A 20,968-nucleotide genomic window follows, 5' to 3' on the forward strand; every position below is an offset into this window, starting at 1 on the left:
CATGAATGCCTCCGATCTCTACGCATTGGGCGAGCGGTTCGACCAGAACCGCACGCTGTTGTGCTTCAACGGGCCCATCTCCCGCAGCCTGATCGAGGAAATCGGCAATGCGCTGAAGAATTACCTGAACGCCGAGCACGCGCGGCCCGCCGAAGCCATGGACGTGTTCTCGGTCTACATCGAGATGATCCAGAACATCCGCCAGTATGCCGCGCAGAACGGCGACACGGACGCCGCCGCCACCGTGGTCATCGGGCGCCGCGACGAGAGCCGCTACGTGGTGTCGGCCGGCAACCTGGTCAAGGCCGAGGATGGCCGCAGCCTGGTGGCCCGCATCCAGCAGTTGGCCGCGCTGGACAAGGCCGCCCTCAAGGCGGAATACAAGGCCCAGTTGCACAAGCCGCGCACGCCCGGCGTGGCCTCGGGCGCGGGGCTGGGCCTGATCGATATCGCCCGCCGGGCCGGGGCGCCGCTGGAAGCCAGCCTGACGCCCGCGGCGGGCGAGGGCCGGGCATTCTTCAGCCTGAGCGTCGTGATCTGACCGCGCCCCTGAGCCATAGACCTTTTCGGAGTTACTGATGAAAGACCTGAATATTCCGGGGACCCAGTCCACGCCCGCCATCACCGCCGACGCCGCCGCCGGCGTGCTGGCGATGCGCGGCGACTCCTACCCCGAGAATTCCTTCGAGCTGTTCGGCCCGGTGATCGAATGGGTGGAGGCCTATCTGCTCAGTGGCGACGCGCCGCTCAACCTGGAACTGGAACTGCTGTACCTGAACACCAGCAGCATCAAGTCCGTGATGGACATCTTCGATCTGCTGGAAGCCGCCCACGCCAAGGGCCGCGGCGTCAGCGTGACCTGGTTCTACGACATGCGCAACGAGCGCGTCGGCGAGCTGGCCGAGGAATTCAAGGAAGACTGCACCTTCCCGTTCTCGGTCGTCGGCCGCCAATGAAGCCCGGCAACGCCGAGCTGGACGAACGCATCGCCGCCCTGCTGGCGGATCCGGCCTACGCCGGCCACCCGCTGCGCGAGGCCCTGCAGGACCTGTGGCGGCACACCGCCGAGCAGATGGCGCGGATCGAGCGGGTCACCCACCTGTCGGATGCCTACCAGTCGATGGCGCACCAGCGCGAGATGGGGCTGTGCGAACAATTCGACCGGCAACTGCGGCGGCTGGCGCGCATCGCGCGCATCTCCGACCACTACCAGAGCATGATGCGCGACCTGAATGCGACGCTGGAAGAGACCTCGCGCCGCGATCCGCTGACCGGGCTGCTGAACCGCCGCGCCCTGACGGAGATGATCAAGCAGGAAGTGCAGCGCGCCGCGCGCGGCGGCCAGGCCTTCGTGGTCGCCATGCTCGACGTCGACCATTTCAAGGCCGTCAATGACCGCCACGGCCACGAGGTCGGCGACCGCGCCCTGGTCGAGCTGGCCGGCGCCATGCGCGACAGCGTGCGCGAATACGACCTGTGCGGCCGCTGGGGCGGCGAGGAATTCCTGGTATTGCTGCCCGCCACGCCGCCCGGGACGGCGCAAGGCGTGATGGACCGGCTGGTTGGCGCGGTGCGCGCCCTGGCCATCGACGTCGGCGCCGAGGTGCTGCGCCTGACCGTGAGTATCGGCATGGCCTACCACCAGCTCGGTGAAACCTTTTCAGAAACGCTCAGCCGGGCGGACCAGGCCTTGTACCTGGCCAAGCAGGATGGACGCGACCGCGTCGCGCTTGGCTTTCCCCGGCCCTGAATGAACCCGGAATCGCTGTCTTCCGGTATGGAGCCCCTTATGCTTGATTCTCATCCAGGCGGTTCGAGCGTGGCCCCGCAGGGCGCCGCGTGGCAGGTGAGCAACTATCTGGCGACGATGGACCGGGCGCTGCTGCTGTTCGACTTCGACGCCGCCGGTTCGCTGCTGAGCGCGAACGACAACTTCCTGGCCGCGCTGGACTATGCCCGCGCCGATATCGCCGGCCTGCGCCACGACCTGCTGTGCGACAGCATGGACGAAGGCAAGGGCATCGCCAGCGCCGAACAGATCTGGGCCCGCCTGCGTCGCGGCGAATTCTTCTCCGGCACCTGCCGCTACCGCACGCGCGGCGGCGCGTCGCTGTGGATCGAGGCCACCTATCTGCCGATGCGCGACGAGAGCGGCGAAGTGCGCCGCATTGCGATCATCTCGCGCAAGTCCATCGCCGATGCGGAACGCCAGGAAGAGATCCGCCTGTTGCTGCTGGGGATCAACGAAACCGGCAATGCCGTGGCCGTGTCCGGGCGCGACGGCCGAATCGTCTACGTCAACGATGGCTTCCAGCGCATGCGGGGCTTTTCGCGCGCCGATGCGCTCGGGCAGGAACTGGGCGAGCTGCTGGCCGGCGGCCGCCCCGACGGTGGCACCCGCGAGGAACTGGACCGTCGCATCGCCTGCCGCGAGGGCTATCACAAGGACGTGCTGGTCTATGACCGCGGCGGCAAGCCGCTGTGGGTATCGATGATGGCCAACTCGGTGTTCGACGAGCGCGGCTCGCTGGTCAACATCGTCGATGTGCTGACCGACATCACGCCCACCAAGGTGCACGAAGTGCTGCAACGCCGCGTGCTGCAGGCGATGGTCAATGAGGCCTCGGTGGTCGAGGTGATGAACATGGTCTGCCGCGAGGTCGAGCGCCTGGCGCCCGAAGTCGCGGCCACCGTGCTGCGGGTGGACGAGGCCGGCAAGCTGCGGCCCCTGGCCGCGCCAAGCATGCCTTCGGCCTACTCCGACGCGCTGGAGGGCGAGGCCATCGGCCCCCGGTCCGGCGCCTGCGGCACCGCGGCCTTCCTGGGGCGGCCGGTGATCGTGCCCGATATCGCCACCGACCCGCTGTGGGACGACTATCGCCACCTGCCGCTGCCGGAAGACATCAAGGCCTGCTGGTCCTCGCCCATCAAGTCGAGCGACGGCCGCGTGATCGGCACGTTCGGGTTCTATTTCCGCGAACGCCGCCTGCCGGACGACTTCCATCATCGCCTGGTGGACGTGTGCGTGTACCTGTGCGCCCTGGCGCTGGAGCGCGAAGAGGCCCGCGCCCGCATCCGCCAGCTGGCGTTCTACGACGAACTGACCGGCCTGCCGAACCGCAACCTGCTGCTGGCCCAGGCCGAGCAGGCCATCGCCCGCGCCGAGCCCGAGCGCAAGCGGGTGGCGGTGCTGTTCCTGGACCTGGACCGCTTCAAGCAGGTCAACGACACGCTCGGCCACCCCATCGGCGACGCCCTGCTGCGCGACATCGCCCAACGCCTGCGCCGCCTGGCGCGCGCCACGGATATCGTCGGCCGCCTGTCGGGCGACGAGTTCGTGATGCTGATGCCCGATTTCGAGCATGGCCGCCTGACGGCCGCGGCCGAGCACATCCTGGTGTCGCTGTCGCACCCGTTCGTGGTGGGCGGCATTACGCTCAATCCGTCGGTGAGCATCGGCATCAGCGTGTTCCCGGAAAACGGCCGCGACATGGATACGCTGCTGCGTCATGCCGACATGGCGATGTACCAGGCCAAGACGGCGGGTCGCAACCGTATTTCGTTCTTCAGCGCGGAGATGAACCGCCAGGCCCAGGAGCGCCTGGCGCTGGAAGCGGCGCTGCGCGATGCGCTGGAGGGCCGCGCGCTGCGGCTGCACTACCAACCCCAGGTGGGCCTGAAGAACGGCAGCCTGTACGGGGTGGAGGCGCTGGCCCGCTGGCGCCATCCGACGCTGGGCGAGATCTCGCCGGCCCGCTTCGTGCCCTTGGCCGAGGAGTGCGGGTTGATCGGCGATCTGGGCGACTGGGCAGTGCGCGAGGCATGCTCGCAATTGTCGATCTGGCGCCACAACGGGCTGCGGGTGCCGTCGGTGTCGGTGAATCTTTCGGCCACCAATTTCCACAACCTGAACCTGCCGCGCATGATCGCCGCGACGCTGGCGGAGTTCGGGCTGGCGGCGTCGGATCTGATGCTGGAGATCACCGAGGGGGTGGTGCTGGACGCGACGGCGGGCACGCTGCGAACGATCGCGGAGCTGCACCGCCTGGGCGTGCGGCTGTCGATGGACGATTTCGGCACGGGCTATTCCAGCCTGGGGCATTTGCGGCGCTTGATCGTGGACGAACTGAAGCTGGACCGCAGTTTCGTCCAGGGGCTGGAGAGCGATGACGCGGCCCGGGCGCTGACGAGCGCGGTGATCCGCATCGGTGAGAGCCTCAGCCTGCCGGTGGTGGCTGAAGGGATCGAGAATGAAGAGCAGCGGCGATTTCTGATCGAGCAGGGGTGCGCGGCGGGGCAGGGGTTTCTGTTCTCGCCGCCGTTGCCGGCGGGGGATCTCGAGGAATGGTTGCGGGCTAGGGGGTGAGCGGTTTGCTCTTTTCGCGGGGGTAGGTTCTTAAGGCGCGCGTGTCGGGGTCGGTGGGGGATGGCGGGGCTACGATTGCGGTCCGGAGCGTTCGCTCCGGACTTCCCCGGGCTCAACCTCGTTGCCGCCTGGCGGCGGCTGCCTTCGGTTTCCGCCGGGCGCATCTACACGCCCCGCCATCCCCCACCGACCCCGCCACGCGCTCGCGATGAGACGTAATGACGGTCTCAGGGGCGGGCGGTGTGCTTGGCGTTTTGGCGCACAGGGGGGGTAGGGGAAGGTCTTGCGGGGCCCGCCGCAAGCCGGCCGCGCGGGCGGCCTTTTGCGGCTTACGTGGTGTCTTGCGTCGGGATGATGACGCTTCCTGCAGGGCGCCTCACTGACCCCTCTCGCTGCGATAGCATCAACAGGCCTGATCTAAACGACGATCAGGCTTTTATGCCTTAAACACAAAAATACTGACACTCCCCTCGCGGGTGGAAAGGCCCCCATCCGACGCGATTGCACGGCTATCGGCACCACGAAAAAGGCGCTATCCGGTGCGATTGCGCGGCTGCCGGCACCACGACTGTTGTCGGCGGCGCACGCGCTCGTCACGCGCAAGCCACCCCTCAACGCGCCGCCATTACCCTCTCCCCCTTCGGAGCGGAATCACCAGAAAACCGCTCGCCACCCGCGCGCAGCGCACCCGCCTCACTTTCAGATGCACAGACGCCCATCGTGGCCGCCCGCGCGGCCGCGATGGGCAGCCCCGCGATTCCCTTCCCCGCACCCGGCTCTAGCAGCGCGACGAGCCCAGACACACGTAGCCCCTCGGGCGGGCGGACCCGATGGCGGGCAACCTCGATGCGCCCGACGGAATCCGAAGGAGTCGCCGAAGGCGAGGACGAGGATGAGGCAGGGGAAGTCCGGAGCGAACGCTCCGGACCGCAATCGCGGGCGCCCGCCATCGGGTCCGCCCGCCCGAGGGGCGACCTACGAAGCTCGATCCCGCCACACCCCCCCAACGGCCCCCCCGCCGCACATCGAGCCCGTCCCCAGAATTCAACCCCCACGTTTCCCCCATTTGCGATCCTCCCATTCCAGGTATATATTTCAAGCCTAAACTATCAAGGCCTAAAAATAGCAGCGACCCGCCCCAAGCTTCCGGGCCGCACTTCTTGGAGCGTTACGGCAATGAAAATCGTATGCATTGGTGGTGGTCCCGCCGGCCTGTATTTCGGTCTGCTCATGAAGCTGCAAGACCCGGCCAACGAAGTCACGGTGATCGAGCGCAACCGTCCCTACGACACCTTCGGCTGGGGCGTGGTGTTCTCGGACGCCACCATGCAGAACCTGCGCGAAGCCGATCCGGTTTCCGCCCAGACCATCGGTGACGCCTTCAATCACTGGGACGACATCGACATCCACTTCAAGGGCCGCAGCATCCGCAGTGGCGGCCATGGCTTCATCGGCATCGGCCGCAAGAAGCTGCTCAACATCCTGCAGGCGCGTTGCGAAGATGTTGGCGTCAAGCTGGTGTTCGAGAATTTCGTCCAGGACGACCAGGCCATCGCCCGCGAATACGACGCCGACCTCGTCATCGCCTCCGACGGCATCAACAGCCAGGTCCGCACCCGCTACGCCGACACCTTCCACCCCGACATCGACCAGCGCCGCTGCCGCTTCGTCTGGCTCGGCACCAAGAAGGTCTTCGACGCCTTCACCTTCGCCTTCGTCCAGACCGAGCACGGCTGGTTCCAGGCGCACGCCTACCGTTACGAAGACGGCATGTCGACCTTCATCGTCGAAACGCCCGAAGAGACTTGGCAGGCCGCCGGCATCGAGCAGATGAGCCAGGAAGAGGGCATCGCCTACTGCGAAAAACTGTTTGCGCCCTGGCTGGATGGCAATCCCCTGGTCAGCAACGCGTCGCACCTGCGCGGCTCGGCCATCTGGATCCGCTTCCCGCGCGTCATCTGCAACACCTGGGTCCACTGGAACCAGCTGGAAACCCGCCGTGACAAGCGCGCCGTGCCGGTGGTGCTGATGGGCGACGCGGCACACACCGCGCACTTTTCGATTGGCTCGGGCACCAAGCTGGCGCTGGAAGACGCCATCGAACTGGCGCGCTGCCTGAGCGGCGCCGAAGGCAGCGTCGAGCGCGGCCTGAAGCACTACGAGGAAGTGCGCAGCGTCGAAGTGCTGAAGATCCAGAATGCCGCCCGCAACTCCACCGAGTGGTTCGAGAACGTGGCGCGCTACGCCGAACTCGAACCCGAACAATTCGCCTATTCGCTGTTGACCCGTTCGCAGCGCATTTCGCACGAAAACCTGCGGCTGCGCGACCCGGCCTGGCTGGAAGGCTTCGAGCGCTGGATCGCCGAGCACGCCGGCGCGCAGGCGCCGGCCGGCCAGCGGCCGCCGCTGCCCATGCTGACGCCGTACCAGGCGCGCGGCGTCAAGCTGAAGAATCGCATCCTGGTGTCGCCGATGGCCATGTATTCCTGCACCGATGGCGTGCCGGGCGACTTCCACCTGGTGCACCTGGGCGCCCGCGCCATGGGCGGCGCCGGGCTGGTGATGGTCGAAATGACCTGCGTCTCGCCCGACGGCCGCATCACCCCGGGGTGCCCGGGCCTGTGGAACGACGAGCAGCAGCAGGCCTTTGCCCGTATCGTCGGCTTCGTGCACGGCAACAGCGACGCCCGCATCGGCGTGCAGTTGGGCCATGCCGGCCGCAAGGGCTCGACGCAGCTGGGCTGGCAGAAGATCGACCATCCGCTGCCCGAAGGCAACTGGCCGTTGCTGTCGGCCTCGGCCCTGCCGTACATCGAGGGCGTGTCGCAGACGCCGCGCGCCATGACGCGCGCCGACATGGACGACGTGCGCGACAACTTCGTGGCCGCGGCCCGCCGCGCCCAGGCCGCCGGCTTCGACTGGCTCGAATTGCACTGCGCCCACGGCTACCTGCTGTCCAGCTTCATCTCGCCGCTGACCAACCATCGCGACGACGAATACGGCGGCAGCCTGGAAAACCGCCTGCGCTTCCCGCTGGAAGTGTTCCGCGCGGTGCGCGCCGTCTGGCCCGAGGACAAGCCGATGTCGGTCCGGATCTCGGCCAGCGACTGGGTCGAGGGCGGCATCACCCCCGATGACGCCGTCGAGATCGCGCGCCATTTCAAGGCCGCCGGCGCCGACATGATCGACTGCTCGTCGGGCCAGGTCAGCAAGGAAGAAAAGCCGGTCTACGGCCGCATGTTCCAGACGCCGTTCGCCGACCGCGTGCGCAACGAGGCCGGCATCCCCACCATCGCGGTGGGCGCCATCTTCGAGGCCGACCACGCCAACGGCATCATCGCCTCGGGCCGCGCCGATCTCTGCGCGCTGGCGCGTCCCCATCTGGCGGACGCCTCCTGGACGCTGCGCGAAGCGGCCCGCGTGGGCTATCGTGATGTGGCCTGGCCGAGCCAGTACTTCGCCGGCAAGCGCCAGCTGGAAACCAATTTCGAACGCGCCGCCGCCATGGCGCAACTGGACATCAAATGAGCACGTCCTCCCTTCCCCTGGCCGGCCGCCACGCGCTGGTGACGGGCGGCGCCCGGGGCATCGGCCTGGCCAGCGCCCGCGCGCTGCTGGAACGCGGCGCGCGGGTCACGCTGCTGGGCCGCGACGGCGGCGCGCTGGAGGCGGCCGTCGACAGCCTGGCCAGCCTGGGCCAGGTGCAGGCGGTCAGCGCCGACATCGCCGACGAGGCCTCGGTGCGCCAGGCCTTCGCCCAGGCGGAGGCCGAACTCGGTCCGGTGCTGGTGCTGGTCAACAACGCCGGGCAGGCCGTCAGCCAGCGCTTTGACCGCACTGACGCGGCGCTGTGGCAGTCGATGCTGGCGGTCAACCTGACCGGCACCTTCCATTGCATCCAGGCCGCCCTGCCCGGCATGCTGGCGGCCAAGTGGGGCCGCGTCATCAACGTGGCCAGCACCGCCGGCCTCATCGGCTACGCCTACGTCAGCGCCTACTGCGCGGCCAAGCACGGCGTGATCGGCCTGACCCGCTCGCTGGCGCTGGAGACGGCGCAGAAGGGCGTCACCGTCAACGCCGTCTGTCCCGGTTACACCGAGACCGACATCGTGCGCGGCGCGGTCGCCAATATCGTCGAGAAGACCGGCATGACGCCGGAAGCCGCCCGCGCCAAGCTGGCCGAGCGCAACCCGCAGGGCCGCCTGGTGCAGCCCGAGGAAGTGGCCGAGACGGTCGCCTGGCTGGCGCTGCCGGCCTCGTCGTCCATCAACGGCCAGGCCATCGCCGTCGACGGCGGCGAAGTGATGACCGGCTGAGCCGGCGCCCACCCCTACGATTCCAGAACGGAGACACCATGAGCACGCAGCCCGAAGAGCACACCATGAAGCACCACAAGCGCCCGCTGGCCGGCTACCAGGCCCGGACGTTCCTGTGGCAGGTGTCGGCCGACGGCAAGGTCGCCACCATCACGCTCAACCGCCCCGAGCGCAAGAACCCGCTGACCTTCGATTCCTACGCCGAACTGCGCGACCTGTTCCGCGCGCTGGTGTACGCGACCGACATCAAGGTGGTGGTGGTGACGGGCGCCGGCGGCAATTTCTGCTCCGGCGGCGACGTGCATGAAATCATCGGGCCGCTGACCAAGATGAGCATGCCCGAGCTGCTGGACTTCACCCGCATGACGGGCGACCTGGTCAAGGCCATGCGCGCCTGCCCGCAGCCGATCGTGGCGGCGGTGGACGGCGTCTGCGCCGGCGCCGGCGCGATGGTGGCGCTGGCCTCCGACATGCGCCTGGGCACGCCGGCCGCGCGCACCGCCTTCCTGTTCACGCGGGTGGGCCTGGCGGGGGCCGACATGGGCGCCTGCACGCTGCTGCCGCGCATGATCGGCCAGGGCCGCGCCTCCGAACTGCTGTACACCGGCCGCGCCATGACCGCCGAGGAGGGCGCCAGCTGGGGCTTCTTCAACGCGCTGCATGAGTCGGACGCCCTGATGGACGCGGCGGCCAAACTGGCCACGCAGTTGGCCGCGGGCCCCACCTTCGCCCACGGCGTGACCAAGAAACTGCTGCACCAGGAATGGAACATGGGCGTGGACGAGGCCATCGAGGCCGAAGCCGAGGCCCAGGCCATCTGCATGCAGACGCGCGATTTCCATCGCGCCTACGAGGCCTTCGTGGCCAAACAGAAGCCGGTCTTCGAGGGGAACTGATGATGCGCGACGCAAGCTGGCTGGACTGGCCGTTCTTCGACGACGCCCATCGCAAACTGGCGCATGAGGTCGACGGCTGGTGCGAAAGCGCCCTGGGCCATGTCGACCATCACGACGCCGACGCGGCCTGCCGCAAGCTGGTCAAGGCCATGGGCCAGGCCGGCTGGCTGCGCTACGCGGTCGCGGGCGGCCCCGGTGGCGCCTGGGGCGGCGCGCTGCCCGAGGTGGATTCGCGTTCGGTCTGCATCCTGCGCGAAACGTTCGCGCGCCACGAGGGCCTGGCGGACTTCGCCTTCGCCATGCAGGGCCTGGGCAGCGGCGCGATCTCGCTGATGGGTTCGGACGCGCTGCGCCAGCGCTACCTGCCGCGCGTGGCCAGCGGCGAGGCCATCGCGGCGTTCGCGCTGTCCGAGCCGGATGCCGGCTCGGATGTAGCGGCGCTGGCCTGCGAGGCCCGGCTGGAGGGCGACCACTACGTGTTCAACGGCGCCAAGACCTGGATTTCCAACGGCGGCATCGCCGACTTCTATTGCGTGTTCGCCCGCACCGGCGAGGCGCCGGGCGCGCGCGGCATCAGCGCCTTCGTGGTGGATGCCGACACCCCGGGCTTCGAGATCTCGGAGCGCATCGAGCTGATCGCGCCGCACCCGCTGGCCACCCTCACCTTCGACAAATGCCGCATCCCGGTGTCGCAGCGGCTGGGCGAGGCGGGGCAGGGCTTCAAGCTGGCGATGATGACGCTGGACATCTTCCGCGCCTCGGTGGCGGCCGCCGCGCTGGGCTTTGCCCGCCGCGCGCTGGACGAAGGCCTGGCGCGCGCCAGGTCGCGCCGCATGTTCGGCCAGACCCTGGCCGACCTGCAACTGACGCAGGCCGCGCTGGGCGACATGGCCACGGCCATCGACGCCTCGGCGCTGCTGACCTATCGCGCCGCGTGGATGCGCGACGTGCAGAAACAACGCACCACGCGCGAAGCGGCCATGGCCAAGATGACGGCCACCGAATCGGCGCAGACCGTGATCGACCGCGCGCTGCAGATGTTCGGCGGCGCGGGCGTGGTGTCGGGGATGCCGGTGGAGAAGCTTTACAGGGAAATCAGAGCGCTGCGTATCTACGAAGGCGCCACCGAAGTGCAGAAGTTGATCATCGCCCGGGAACTGCTGAAGGCCTGAAGAAACCATCGAGTTTCCGCTTTCGGCAGTCAACTACACCGCATCAGCAAGGGGAATTTCATGGAAGTATCCGCCCACATCGACACTTTCGCCCGGGACAATCTGCCCCCGGGCGAACAATGGCCCGAGTTCCTGCTGGACGGCCCCGACGTGGCCTATCCCAAGCGCTTCAATTGCGCGGTTGAGCTGGTGGACGCCATGGTCGACCGTGGTCACGGCGAGCGCGTGGCGCTGCGCTGGGCGCAGGACGGCAAGCCGGCCACCATGACCTACCGCGAACTGGCGGCGCTGACCAACCGCATCGCGCGCGTGCTGGTCGAGGACATGAAGCTGGTGCCGGGCAACCGCCTGCTGCTGCGCGGTCCCAACAACCCGATGATGGCGGCGTCCTGGCTGGCCGCCATCAAGGCGGGCCTGGTGACGGTGCCGACCATGCCGCTGCTGCGCGCCAAGGAACTCAAGCAGATCATCGACAAGGCGCGGATCCAGGCGGTGCTGTGCGATGTGCGCCTGAAGGACGAGGCGCAGTTCTGCGCCCAGCCGGATCACGAGCATCATTGTCCGGGGCTGGCGCAGATCGTGTATTTCAACGACACGGCGCCCGAGGCGCTGGACACGCTGGCAGCGGTCAAGCCGGATGATTTCACGGCCTGCGATACCGCCGCCGACGACGTCTGCCTGATCGCCTTCACCAGCGGCACCACCGGCGCGCCCAAGGGCTGCATGCATTTCCATCGCGATGTGCTGGCGATGTGCGACCTGTTTCCCAAGCATGTCATCAAGCCGGGCCCGGACGACATTTTCTGCGGCACGCCGCCGCTGGCGTTCACCTTCGGCCTGGGCGGCCTGCTGTGCTTCCCGCTGCGGGTCGGCGCCAGCACGGTGCTGGCCGAGCGCCTGACGCCGGAAAGCCTGCTGCAGCTGATCCAGGACTTCCGCGCCACCATCGTTTTCACCGCGCCCACGTTCTACCGCCAGATGGCGGCGCTGGTGGGCAAGTTCGACCTGTCCTCGCTCAAGAAGAGCGTGTCGGCCGGCGAGGCCCTGCCGGACGCGACGCGCCAGCTGTGGAAAGAGGCCAGCGGCATCGAGATGATCGACGGCATCGGCGGCACGGAGATGATCCACGTGTTCGTGTCCAGCCCGCCCGAGTCGGTGCGGCGCGGCGCCATCGGCCGCGTGGTGCCCGGTTATATCGCGCAGATCGTGGACGACGACATGAACCCGGTGCCCAATGGCACGGTGGGCCGCCTGGCGATCAAGGGGCCGACCGGCTGCCGCTACCTGGCCGACGAGCGCCAGCGCCGCTTCGTGCAGAAAGGCTGGAACCTGCCCGGCGATACGTTCGTGCAGGACGACGACGGCTATCTCTTCTACCAGGCGCGCAATGACGACATGATCGTCTCGGCCGGCTACAACATCGCCGGCCCGGAGGTCGAGGATGCGCTGCTGCGCCACGAAGCGGTGGCTGAATGCGGCGTGGTCGGCGCGCCCGATGACGAGCGCGGCCAATTGGTCAAGGCCTTCGTGGTGCTCAAGCCTGGCTTCGCGCCGAGCGAGGCGCTGGTGGCGGCCATGCAGCAATTCGTCAAGGCCACGATCGCGCCCTACAAGTATCCCCGCGCCATCGAGTTCGTGTCCGCGCTGCCGCGCACCGAGACGGGCAAGCTGCAGCGATTCGCGCTGCGCAAGATGGCGTGATTTTTTTGCATCAAGGAAATGCCATGGCAGCACCATTCATCAGTCAGGTAGAGGTCCGCTTCCGTCATTGCGATCCGGCGGGCATCGTTTTCTATCCGCGCTATTTCGAGATGATCAATGACTTTGTCGAGGAGTGGTTCGACAAGGGCATGGGGCTGCCATTCCACGCGCTGCACGTGGAGCGTCACATCGGCACGCCGATGGCGTCGGTGACGTGTGATTTCAGCGCGCCGAGCCGTTGGCACGAGAAACTGCGGCAGACGCTGCAGGTGCAGCGCATCGGCGGCGCGTCGTTCAAGGCGCTGGTTCGGTTCGAGGGGCCGGACGGGCAGTTGCGGCTGTCGGCGACGCTGACGATCGTGACGGTGGATCTGCGCACGATGAAGTCGATGCCGCTGCCGGCGGATCTGCGCGAGCGCATGCAGGATTATCTGGTTGCCGCCGAGTGAGTTCGGCGGGGGCCACCCTGGTGTTTGTTTTTTGAAAATAGGATGAGACGTTATGAAGATTCTGCAACCGCCGGATTGGATGGCGCCGCGGGGCTATTCGAATGGGATCCTGACCGAGATGACGGTGGGGAGCAAGCTGGTGTTCGTGGGCGGGCAGGTGGGCTGGAACGGGCAGCAGCAGTTCGAGTCGGATGATCTGGCCGATCAGGTGCGGCAGACGTTGGCCAACATCGTGGCGATTCTCGCCGAGGGCGGGGCCAGGCCTGAGCATATCGTGCGGATGACGTGGTATGTGACGGACAAGGAGGCCTATGTGGCGGCTTATCCGGAGATCGGGAAGCACTATCGTGAATTGATCGGGAGGCATTTTCCGGCGATGACGGCGGTGGAGGTGGCGGATCTGGTGGAGGATCGGGCCAAGGTGGAGATTGAAGTTACGGCTGTTGTGCCGGTTTGAATTTGGGCCGGCCTGGCGTGTGATGCGCTGGGGGGGGTTCTTTAGTCGCGGGTGACGGGGCAGGCGGGGGATGGCGGGGCTACGATTGCGGTCCGGAGCCTTCGCTCCGGACTGCCCCGTCCTCATCTTCGTCCAGGCCTTCGGCCTTCCCTTCAGATTCCGTCGGGCGCATCTACACGCCCCGCCATCCCCCGCCTGCCCCGTCACCCGCTCACGATAAGAATTAATGGCGAGTGCTGGGGCGATTGGGGTTCTTGGCGTTTTGGTGGTCGGCGACGCGGGTTCAGAGCGATTTGCGGGGCCCGCTTCAAGGCGGCCGCGCGGGCGGCCTTTTGAAGCTTACTTGGTGTCTTGCGGGGGCGGATGACGCTGCGCGCTCGCGGGCGGGGCGCTTTATCACATATGTATTGGTTTAACTACGTTTGTGATTCTTCGCTTGTGGCTGCGGGGGTTGGCGCATGGCGCCAGAATTGTCAAGCCTATCTGCTGGCCTGGAAGGTTTCGCGGGGAAGTTCGCCGAAGCGGTCGCGGTAATACTCGGAGAAGCGGCCCAGGTGGCTGATGCCTACGGAGACGGCGACCTCGGTCACGCTTTCGCAGGCGCCTTGTTGCAGCTTTTCGCGGGCGGCGTCCAGGCGCAGGACGCGTAGCGCCTGCATGGGGGTGGTCTCGCGGTGTTGCTGGAACAGGCGGGTGAGGGCGCTGGGGCTGGCGCCGGCGCCGCGGGCGATGTCGGTGAGGGTCAGGGGGGCGGCCAGGTGGGCGCGCATGTAGGCTTCGGCCTGGGCGACGCGGCGCGGCAGGGCGGGGGGCAGGCCGGCGTGGCGTTGCCAGGTGTTGGGCTGGTTGTAGAGCAGGTGCAGGACGAGCGTGTCTTCCAGGTGCTCCAGCCAGGCGGCGGGCGGTCTCGGCGCGCCGTCGTCCAGGGTGGGGAGCAGGTGGATCAGGCTGGTCATCATGCTGCGCCAGGCGGCGCCGACGGGGGTATCCAGGCGTAGCGCGGGGCTGAAGTCCAGGGGGCGGGCGGCGGCGTCGCCGAAGATGCGGTGGCCGATGGCTTCGAGCTTGCCGCGCGGAATCTTCAGCAGCAGTTGTTCGCAACCGGCTTCCCAGTGCAGTTTCAGGGCGCGGTTGGGGGCGATGACGGCGGCGCAGTCGGGGTGGGCGTCGACGCAGTCGGTGCCGCATTCGATGCGGGCGCGGCCGCGCAGCGGCACCTGCACCAGCATGAAGTCCTGCAGACGGTCGGGTTCGATGTGGACTTCGGCGCCGTAGCGCAGCGTACAGACGCTCAGGGCGCCGAAGCGGGCGCGGTTCAGTTCGGCGTCGACGCGGCCGCCTTTCCAGGTCAGGCGGTGGTCCTTGAGCGCTTCGGAGACGCGCTCGCGGGTTTCGGCCGGCTGGGTGGAACTGAAGACGCGTCGTTTGAGCAATGGCGCCAGCTCGATGCGGGACCAGCCGTGCATGGATGCCTCCGGGACGGGAACGCTCCCGTATCGCCGTCGAGCGTAATGCAATCGTCAAGCGTTGGGAATTAAGTGAATCCCGGATAAGCGTGGGCCGATTCGGATAGAGCCGCGCGCCCGGCCGTCCTAAGCTGGGGGTTGTTGGAAGGCGGCGCCGTGGCGCGTAAGCTGGCAGTTTTCATCGTTGGCAGGGTGTACCGACGGCAGACGGATTCTGTCAGCATTGCGCCGGCGGCGCCGGCGGACACGAACGGGGTGGCTCATGAAGGGAAAGCTATGGGGCCGGCGCGCGCTGGCGATGCTGGTGTCGGTGGGCTGTATGACGGCCGCGGCCGGGGCATCGGCGGCGGACAAGATCAAGGTAGGCCTGCTGACCACGCTGTCGGGGCCGGGCGCGGCGCTGGGCAACGAGATCCGCGACGGCTTTAATCTCGCGCTGCAGCATACCGGCGGCAAGCTGGGCGGGCTGCCGGCCGAGGTGGTGGTGGCCGATGACCAGCAGAAGGCCGATGCCGGACGCCAGGCGGTCGAGCGCCTGCTCAAGCGCGACAAGGTCGACGTCATGACGGGGATCGTGTTTTCCAACGTGCTGCTGCCGGTGATGCCGGCCATCCTGCAGTCGGGCACCATCTATCTCAGCACCAATACGGGGCCGGAGAACTATGCCGGCGCCGGCTGCAATCCGAATTTCTTCGCGGTGGCCTGGCAGAACGAGGACATCCCGGCGGCGATGGGCAAATATGCCGCCGACCAGGGCTTCAAGCGGGTGGCGCTGATCGCGCCCGATTATCCCGGCGGGCGCGAATCGCTCAACGGCTTCAAGCGCCTGTACAAGGGCGGGCTGTCGGAAGAGATCTATACCCAGCTCGGCCAGCTCGACTACGGCGTCGAGATCACGCGGCTGCGCGCCAGCAAGCCGGACGCGGTGTTCTTCTTCCTGCCGGGCGGCATGGGCGTGAACTTCATCAAGCAGTTCAACGGCGCCGGCCTGGGCAAGGAGATCGCGCTGCTGGCGCCGGGCTTCTCGGGCGACGAGGATACGATCGCGGCGGTGGGCGCGCCGATCGAAGGCCTGCACAACTCGTCGCAATGGGCGGCCGACCTGGACAACCCGGCCAACCGCAAGTTCGTCGAGGACTTCAGGAAAACCTACAACCGCACCCCCACGCTGTACGCCTCGCAAGGCTACGACGCCGCCATGCTGCTGGACAGCGCGGTCAGGCAGACCGGCGGCAAGCTGGGCGCCGACGCGTTGCGTCCGGCCCTGCGGCGCGCCGATTTCAAGTCGGTGCGTGGCGACTTCACCTTCAACCGCAACCAGTACCCGATCCAGAACTACTACCTGCGCACCATCGTCAAGGGCGCGGACGGCAAGCTGGCCAACAAGCTGTCGGGCACGGTGCTGACGCAGTATCACGACCCGTTCGCCGCCGCCTGCCAGATGAAGTAAGGCAGGCGACGCACGCATCAAGGAGAGACGCATGACCGCAACGATCACGACGCGCGAGGTGACCATCGCCTCGCACGACGGCCAATCATTCAGCGCCTACCTGGCCGTGCCCGCCGCGGGCCACGGGCCGGGGCTGGTGCTGTGCCAGGAGATCTTCGGCATCAATGACTTCATGCGGCGCACCGCGCAGGCGCTGGCCGATGAAGGCTACGTGGTGCTGGCGCCGGACCTGTTCTGGCGCCAGCAGCCCGGCATCCAGCTGACCGACGGCCCGGCCGACATGCCGCGCGCCTTCGAGCTGTATCAGCGTTTCGACGTTGAGCTGGGCGTCAAGGACATTGCCTCGACCCTGACCGCGCTGCGCGCGCTGCCCGAGCAGCAGGGCGGCGCCGGCGTGCTGGGCTATTGCCTGGGCGGCAAGCTGGCCTATCTGGCCGCCTGCCGCACGGATGCCGACGTGGCCATCGGCTACTACGGCGTGGGCATCGAGGACAGCCTGGAAGAAGCCGCCAACCTGCGCGGCCGGCTGGTGCTGCACATCGCCGAGCAGGACGGCTTCTGTCCGCCGCCGGCGCGCCAGCGCATCCTGGAGGCGCTGGGCGGCAAGGCCAACGTCGAGCTGTATGTGTACCCCGGCATGGACCACGCCTTTGCCCGCACCGGCGGCGCGCACTACGACAAGCCGTCGGCGCTGATGGCGCACCAGCGCAGCATGGCCGCGCTGCAACGCGTGATCGGCCCGCAGTTCGACTATTCGGCCCTGTGGGACAAGCACTGCGAATACGAATTCGGCACGCGCGATGTGGCCGCGACCATGGCCACGATGGTGGCCGAGCCCTATGTCAATCACATTCCCACCATGACCGGCGGCGTCGGCTACCGCGAGCTGTCGCGCTTCTACCAGCACCACTTCGTCAACAGCAATCCGCCCGACACCAGACTGGTGCCGCTGTCGCGCACCGTGGGCGCGACCCAGATCGTCGACGAGCTGCTGTTCTGCTTCACCCACACCACCGAGATCGACTGGCTGCTGCCCGGCGTCGCGCCTACCGGCAAATACGTCGAGATTCCGCTGGTGGCCATCGTCAAGTTCCGCGGCGACAAGCTGTGCCACGAACACATCTATTGGGACCAGGCCAGCGTGCTGGTGCAGATCGGCGTGCTCGACCCCAAGGGCCTGCCGGTGGCCGGCCGCGAGACCGCGCAGAAGCTGCTGGACGAGACCCTGCCTTCCAACACCCTGATGGCGCGCTGGAAAGACAGCGAGAACAAGTAGGAGACCGCCATGCCGTATAGCGATCAACAATTGGGCGAGATGGTGCGCGGCGACAGCGTGCACCGCGCCCTGTACACCGACCCGGCGATTTTCGAGCTGGAGATGCAGCGCATCTATGGCCGGGCCTGGGTCTACGTTGGCCACGAGAGCCAGGTGCCCAAGACGGGCGACTATCACACCACGCGGCTGGGCGACCAGGACGTGCTGATGGTGCGCGCCAGCGACGGCCGCGTGCACGTGCTTTACAACCGCTGCCCGCACAAGGGCGCCAAGGTGGTGGCGGATGGCGACGGCTGTGTCGGCAAGTTCTTCCGCTGCCCGTACCACGCCTGGACCTTCAAGCTCGACGGCAGCCACCTGGGCGTGCCGCTCAAGCAGGGATTGGAGGGCACCTCGTACGATCCGACCGACCCCAGCTTCTCGATGCGGCGCCTGCCGCGCGTGGAAAGCTATCGCGGCTTCGTCTTCGCCAGCCAGGCCCGCGACGGCCAGGGCCTGGAGGAATTCCTGGGCGGCGTGCGTTCGTCCATCGACAACCTGTGCGACCGTTCGCCGGTCGGCGAGGTCGAGGTGGCCGGCGGCATCTTCCGCGTGATGCAGCGTTCCAACTGGAAGGTGTTCTACGAGAACCTGCACGACACCATGCATGCCCGCGTGACGCACGAATCGTCCTTCGCCGCCGCGCGCGACGAGGCCAAGGAAATCGGCGAGATGCCGTTCGAGCTGCATATCATGGACGGCAACGGCGAGCCCTACGAGTTCTGGGAAAAGCTGGAGCTGCGCGCCTACGACAACGGCCACGGCTACATGGAAGGCATCTTCAACCCGGGCGCGGCCGAACGCGATCCGGTGTCGCGCGCGCATTTCGAGGCGCTGACCGCTGCCTACGGCGCCGACCGCGCCCGCGAGATCCTCGGCATGAACCGCCACAACACCGTCATCTACGGCAGCGGCTCGCCGCACACGGTGTTCCAGCAGTTCCGCGTGATCCGCCCGATCGCCGTCGACCGCACGCTGATCGAGATCCAGACCTTCCGCTGCAAGGGCGCGCCGGACGGCGTGTTCAAGCGCGCCATGCTGTACGCCAATGTGATCAACTCGCCGTCCTCCAACGTCATGCCGGACGACATCGAGCTCTACAACCGCTGCCAGGAAGGCAACGCCACCCGTGGGGGCGAATGGGTCAGCATGCACCGCTACCACGGCACCGACCGCAGCGACGCGGACGGCATGGTGTCGATCAACGGCACCAGCGAGCTGCCGATGCGCAACCAGTTCCGCGCCTGGAAGCACTATATGGAGGCCGGTCCCGTGGCGTCCGCCCATGGCCAAGGAGAAGGCGCATGCTGCTAGACCTGGAATTCGACGTATCCACCGCCAACCTGGCGCCGGCCGACGTGCCGGCCGAGGCCTATCACCGCATCGCCCAGTTCCTGTACCGCGAGGCGCGGCTGCTGGACGAGCGCCGCTACGACGAGTGGCAGTCGCTGTGGACCGACGACGGCATGTACTGGATGCCGCGCGAGCCGGGTCAGTCCAGCCCCTACGACCACATCTCGCTGTTCTGGGAAGACCGCATGCTGCGCGACGTGCGCATCCGCCGGCTGGAACATCCGCGCAACTGGTCGCAGCAGCCGCCCACGCGCAGCGCGCGGCTGGTGGGCGGGGTGCAGGTCGAGGGCATGGACGCCGGCGGCAACCTGGTGGTGCACTCGGCGTTCCAGATGACCGAGTGGCGCAAGCGCCAGCCGCGCCAACTGGCGGGCCGCTACACCCATAAGCTGGCCGCCGACGGCGACAGCTGGCGCATCCGCATGAAGCGGGTGGACCTGGTGAACTGCGACGACGCGCACGATGTGTTCGAGGTGTTCGTGTGAGTGCCGCCGACGCCGCGGTGCTGGCGCTGCACTACCAGAACGACGTGCTGCATCCCGAGGGCAAGATCCGCGTCGGGCTGGACGCCGCCGGCGCGGAGCGCCAGCGCCTGCTGCGCGGCGCCGCCGACCTGCTCGACGGCGCGCGCCATCACGGCCTGCCGATCGTGCACGTGCGCATCGCTTTCCGCCCCGACTATGCCGACCTGCTGCCCAATTGCGATATCTTCCGCAACGTCGCCCGCATCGGCGCCGTGGCCGAGGGGCAATGGGGCAGTGCCTTCTACGAAGGCTTGCAACCGTTGACCGGCAGCGCGCGCGAGTTCGTCGTCAAGCACACCCGCATCAGCGCCTTCTACGGCACGCCGCTGGAAGAGACGCTGCGGCTGCTGGGCGCGCGTCGCCTGGTGGTGGCGGGCGTGGCGACCCATTCGGTGGTCGAGGGCACGGTGCGGCACGCGGCGGATATCGGTTTCAATGTCATGGTGGCCGAAGACGCCTGCGCCTCGGCCGATCCGGCGGTGCATGACGCCTCGCTGGCCAGCATGCGCCTGATCGCGCAGACCGGCTCGGTGGCGCAGGCGGTACGCTGGGCCGCCACCTCCCACTGATCGAAAGGACTCATCATGGATTTTTCCGGCTTTCCCGGCCTGGCCGGCAAGACGGCCATCGTCACCGGCAGCACCCAGGGGCTGGGCGCGGACATCGCGCGCGGGCTGGCGGCGGCCGGGGCCAACGTGGTGCTGGTGGGGCGCAACGCCGCGGCCGGCCGGGCGCTGGCGGGCGAGATGGGCGACCGCGCGCTGTTCCACGAGACCGATATCGGCCAGGACGACCAGATCCGGCAATGCCTGGATGCCGCGCGGGCGCGCTTCGGCCGGGTCGATATCCTGGTGAATAACGCCTGCCAGTACAACGATCGCGGCCTGGCCTCCAGCCGCGAGGAATGGCACGCCACGCTCGACACCAACCTGGTGTCGGCCGCCATCTTCACGCAGATGGCGGCGCCGCTGCTGCCGCGCGGTGGCGTGGTGATCAACCTGGGCAGCACCGGCGGCAAGTTCGGCGCCGCCGGACGCGCGCTGTATCCGGCGTCCAAGGCCGCCTTGCTGCAGATCACCAAGAACTTCGCGGTGGAATTGGCGCCGGCCGGCATTCGCGTGTTGGCGGTGTCGCCGGCCTGGACCTGGTCGCCGTCGGTCGAACAATTGGCGGGCGGCTCGCGCGAAGCCGCCGACGCGGTGGGCGCGCACTTTCATCCGCTGGGCCGGGTCGGCTCGGGCGAGGAGATCGCGGCGGCGGTGTGTTTCGCCTGCTCCGACGCGGCTTCGTGGATGACGGGCGTGGATATCCCGGTGGACGGCGGTTTCTCGATCCTGGGTCCGGACCGCGGCATTTCGCCGCGCGCCTGGTTCAAGCAACTGGCGCCCTGAGGCGGACTGCCGGCCACGGCGGCGGCGGGGCCGCGTGGCGCGGGCCAGGGCCGCATCGCGCCTCCCCCCCCGGCGCGGACCGGGCGGCGGGCCATCCCGGTCCCCGGGGCCC

18 protein-coding genes are annotated in these 20,968 nt (G+C 67.9%); 17 read left to right on the top strand and 1 reads right to left on the bottom strand.

The genetic code is table 11. The features are described 5' to 3' along the window. Position 1 precedes the first annotated feature (1 nt). From siaB to AruCF_RS02010, 11 genes are all read left to right on the top strand, one after another. A complete protein-coding gene (gene siaB / locus AruCF_RS01960; RefSeq protein WP_049071048.1) occupies positions 2-541 on the top strand; it encodes a biofilm regulation protein kinase SiaB in 540 nt (179 codons plus the stop codon). Between the two features lie 37 nt (positions 542-578). After that, complete coding sequence (gene siaC, locus AruCF_RS01965) at positions 579-956, top strand: biofilm regulation phosphoprotein SiaC (protein WP_049071049.1); 378 nt, start codon at positions 579-581, stop codon at positions 954-956. Continuing rightward, positions 953-1,750 (top strand): biofilm regulation diguanylate cyclase SiaD, encoded by a 798-nt coding sequence (gene siaD / locus AruCF_RS01970; RefSeq protein WP_049071051.1) that lies wholly within the window; start codon positions 953-955, stop codon positions 1,748-1,750. The genes siaC and siaD overlap by 4 nt, the downstream gene beginning before the upstream one ends. Positions 1,751-1,789: 39 nt before the next feature. Further along, positions 1,790-4,366, top strand: coding sequence for a sensor domain-containing protein (locus tag AruCF_RS01975; protein ID WP_235432730.1), 2,577 nt, complete (start codon positions 1,790-1,792; stop codon positions 4,364-4,366). 1,176 nt (positions 4,367-5,542) lie between these two features. Continuing rightward, positions 5,543-7,894 (top strand): bifunctional salicylyl-CoA 5-hydroxylase/oxidoreductase, encoded by a 2,352-nt coding sequence (locus AruCF_RS01980; protein ID WP_049071055.1) that lies wholly within the window; start codon positions 5,543-5,545, stop codon positions 7,892-7,894. After that, positions 7,891-8,682 (top strand): SDR family NAD(P)-dependent oxidoreductase, encoded by a 792-nt coding sequence (locus AruCF_RS01985; protein ID WP_049071057.1) that lies wholly within the window; start codon positions 7,891-7,893, stop codon positions 8,680-8,682. Before AruCF_RS01980 ends, AruCF_RS01985 begins: the two co-directional genes overlap by 4 nt. A gap of 38 nt (positions 8,683-8,720) precedes the next feature. Then, on the top strand, positions 8,721-9,578 hold the full coding sequence (locus AruCF_RS01990; protein ID WP_049071058.1) for an enoyl-CoA hydratase family protein: 858 nt from the start codon (positions 8,721-8,723) through the stop codon (positions 9,576-9,578). Positions 9,579-9,580: 2 nt separating this feature from the next. Continuing rightward, positions 9,581-10,750 (top strand): acyl-CoA dehydrogenase family protein, encoded by a 1,170-nt coding sequence (locus AruCF_RS01995; protein ID WP_049071060.1) that lies wholly within the window; start codon positions 9,581-9,583, stop codon positions 10,748-10,750. Positions 10,751-10,810: 60 nt separating this feature from the next. After that, positions 10,811-12,451, top strand: coding sequence for an AMP-binding protein (locus tag AruCF_RS02000; RefSeq protein ID WP_049071062.1), 1,641 nt, complete (start codon positions 10,811-10,813; stop codon positions 12,449-12,451). A gap of 23 nt (positions 12,452-12,474) precedes the next feature. Continuing rightward, complete coding sequence (locus AruCF_RS02005) at positions 12,475-12,900, top strand: acyl-CoA thioesterase (protein ID WP_026384894.1); 426 nt, start codon at positions 12,475-12,477, stop codon at positions 12,898-12,900. 52 nt (positions 12,901-12,952) lie between these two features. Then, positions 12,953-13,357: a RidA family protein gene (locus tag AruCF_RS02010; protein WP_049071064.1), complete on the top strand. Its 405-nt coding sequence runs from the start codon at positions 12,953-12,955 to the stop codon at positions 13,355-13,357. A 479-nt stretch (positions 13,358-13,836) separates the two neighbouring features. Here the strand turns inward: AruCF_RS02010 and AruCF_RS02015 are convergent, their stop codons facing one another. Next, entirely contained in the window at positions 13,837-14,823 is a 987-nt protein-coding gene (locus tag AruCF_RS02015; RefSeq protein WP_049071066.1) for an AraC family transcriptional regulator, read from the bottom strand. 262 nt (positions 14,824-15,085) lie between these two features. Between AruCF_RS02015 and AruCF_RS02020 the strand changes: the two genes are divergently transcribed. From AruCF_RS02020 to AruCF_RS02045, 6 genes are read left to right on the top strand one after another with little or no spacing between them, the layout of a single operon-like run. Beyond that, complete coding sequence (locus AruCF_RS02020) at positions 15,086-16,273, top strand: ABC transporter substrate-binding protein (RefSeq protein ID WP_053085987.1); 1,188 nt, start codon at positions 15,086-15,088, stop codon at positions 16,271-16,273. 31 nt (positions 16,274-16,304) lie between these two features. Further along, on the top strand, positions 16,305-17,549 hold the full coding sequence (locus tag AruCF_RS02025; protein WP_049071068.1) for a dienelactone hydrolase family protein: 1,245 nt from the start codon (positions 16,305-16,307) through the stop codon (positions 17,547-17,549). Positions 17,550-17,558: 9 nt separating this feature from the next. Continuing rightward, the gene (locus AruCF_RS02030; protein WP_049071070.1) at positions 17,559-18,902 is read left to right on the top strand and encodes an aromatic ring-hydroxylating dioxygenase subunit alpha; all 1,344 of its coding nucleotides are present in this window, start codon (positions 17,559-17,561) and stop codon (positions 18,900-18,902) included. Continuing rightward, a complete protein-coding gene (locus AruCF_RS02035; protein ID WP_049071071.1) occupies positions 18,893-19,426 on the top strand; it encodes an aromatic-ring-hydroxylating dioxygenase subunit beta in 534 nt (177 codons plus the stop codon). Before AruCF_RS02030 ends, AruCF_RS02035 begins: the two co-directional genes overlap by 10 nt. Beyond that, on the top strand, positions 19,423-20,034 hold the full coding sequence (locus tag AruCF_RS02040) for a cysteine hydrolase family protein (RefSeq protein WP_049071072.1): 612 nt from the start codon (positions 19,423-19,425) through the stop codon (positions 20,032-20,034). Before AruCF_RS02035 ends, AruCF_RS02040 begins: the two co-directional genes overlap by 4 nt. Positions 20,035-20,049: 15 nt before the next feature. Next, complete coding sequence (locus tag AruCF_RS02045) at positions 20,050-20,856, top strand: SDR family oxidoreductase (RefSeq protein ID WP_049071073.1); 807 nt, start codon at positions 20,050-20,052, stop codon at positions 20,854-20,856. Positions 20,857-20,968 lie beyond the last annotated feature (112 nt).

This window comes from Achromobacter ruhlandii (assembly GCF_002082135.1).
GTDB classification, from domain to species: domain Bacteria; phylum Pseudomonadota; class Gammaproteobacteria; order Burkholderiales; family Burkholderiaceae_B; genus Achromobacter; species Achromobacter ruhlandii.

Coding starts and splice junctions, on each gene's coding strand:
- siaB (WP_049071048.1), top strand. CDS start 2: ATGAATGCCTCCGATCTCTACGCATTGGGCGAGCGGTTCGACCAGAAC.
- siaC (WP_049071049.1), top strand. CDS start 579: ATGAAAGACCTGAATATTCCGGGGACCCAGTCCACGCCCGCCATCACC.
- siaD (WP_049071051.1), top strand. CDS start 953: ATGAAGCCCGGCAACGCCGAGCTGGACGAACGCATCGCCGCCCTGCTG.
- AruCF_RS01975 (WP_235432730.1), top strand. CDS start 1,790: ATGCTTGATTCTCATCCAGGCGGTTCGAGCGTGGCCCCGCAGGGCGCC.
- AruCF_RS01980 (WP_049071055.1), top strand. CDS start 5,543: ATGAAAATCGTATGCATTGGTGGTGGTCCCGCCGGCCTGTATTTCGGT.
- AruCF_RS01985 (WP_049071057.1), top strand. CDS start 7,891: ATGAGCACGTCCTCCCTTCCCCTGGCCGGCCGCCACGCGCTGGTGACG.
- AruCF_RS01990 (WP_049071058.1), top strand. CDS start 8,721: ATGAGCACGCAGCCCGAAGAGCACACCATGAAGCACCACAAGCGCCCG.
- AruCF_RS01995 (WP_049071060.1), top strand. CDS start 9,581: ATGCGCGACGCAAGCTGGCTGGACTGGCCGTTCTTCGACGACGCCCAT.
- AruCF_RS02000 (WP_049071062.1), top strand. CDS start 10,811: ATGGAAGTATCCGCCCACATCGACACTTTCGCCCGGGACAATCTGCCC.
- AruCF_RS02005 (WP_026384894.1), top strand. CDS start 12,475: ATGGCAGCACCATTCATCAGTCAGGTAGAGGTCCGCTTCCGTCATTGC.
- AruCF_RS02010 (WP_049071064.1), top strand. CDS start 12,953: ATGAAGATTCTGCAACCGCCGGATTGGATGGCGCCGCGGGGCTATTCG.
- AruCF_RS02015 (WP_049071066.1), bottom strand. CDS start 14,823: ATGCACGGCTGGTCCCGCATCGAGCTGGCGCCATTGCTCAAACGACGC.
- AruCF_RS02020 (WP_053085987.1), top strand. CDS start 15,086: ATGAAGGGAAAGCTATGGGGCCGGCGCGCGCTGGCGATGCTGGTGTCG.
- AruCF_RS02025 (WP_049071068.1), top strand. CDS start 16,305: ATGACCGCAACGATCACGACGCGCGAGGTGACCATCGCCTCGCACGAC.
- AruCF_RS02030 (WP_049071070.1), top strand. CDS start 17,559: ATGCCGTATAGCGATCAACAATTGGGCGAGATGGTGCGCGGCGACAGC.
- AruCF_RS02035 (WP_049071071.1), top strand. CDS start 18,893: ATGCTGCTAGACCTGGAATTCGACGTATCCACCGCCAACCTGGCGCCG.
- AruCF_RS02045 (WP_049071073.1), top strand. CDS start 20,050: ATGGATTTTTCCGGCTTTCCCGGCCTGGCCGGCAAGACGGCCATCGTC.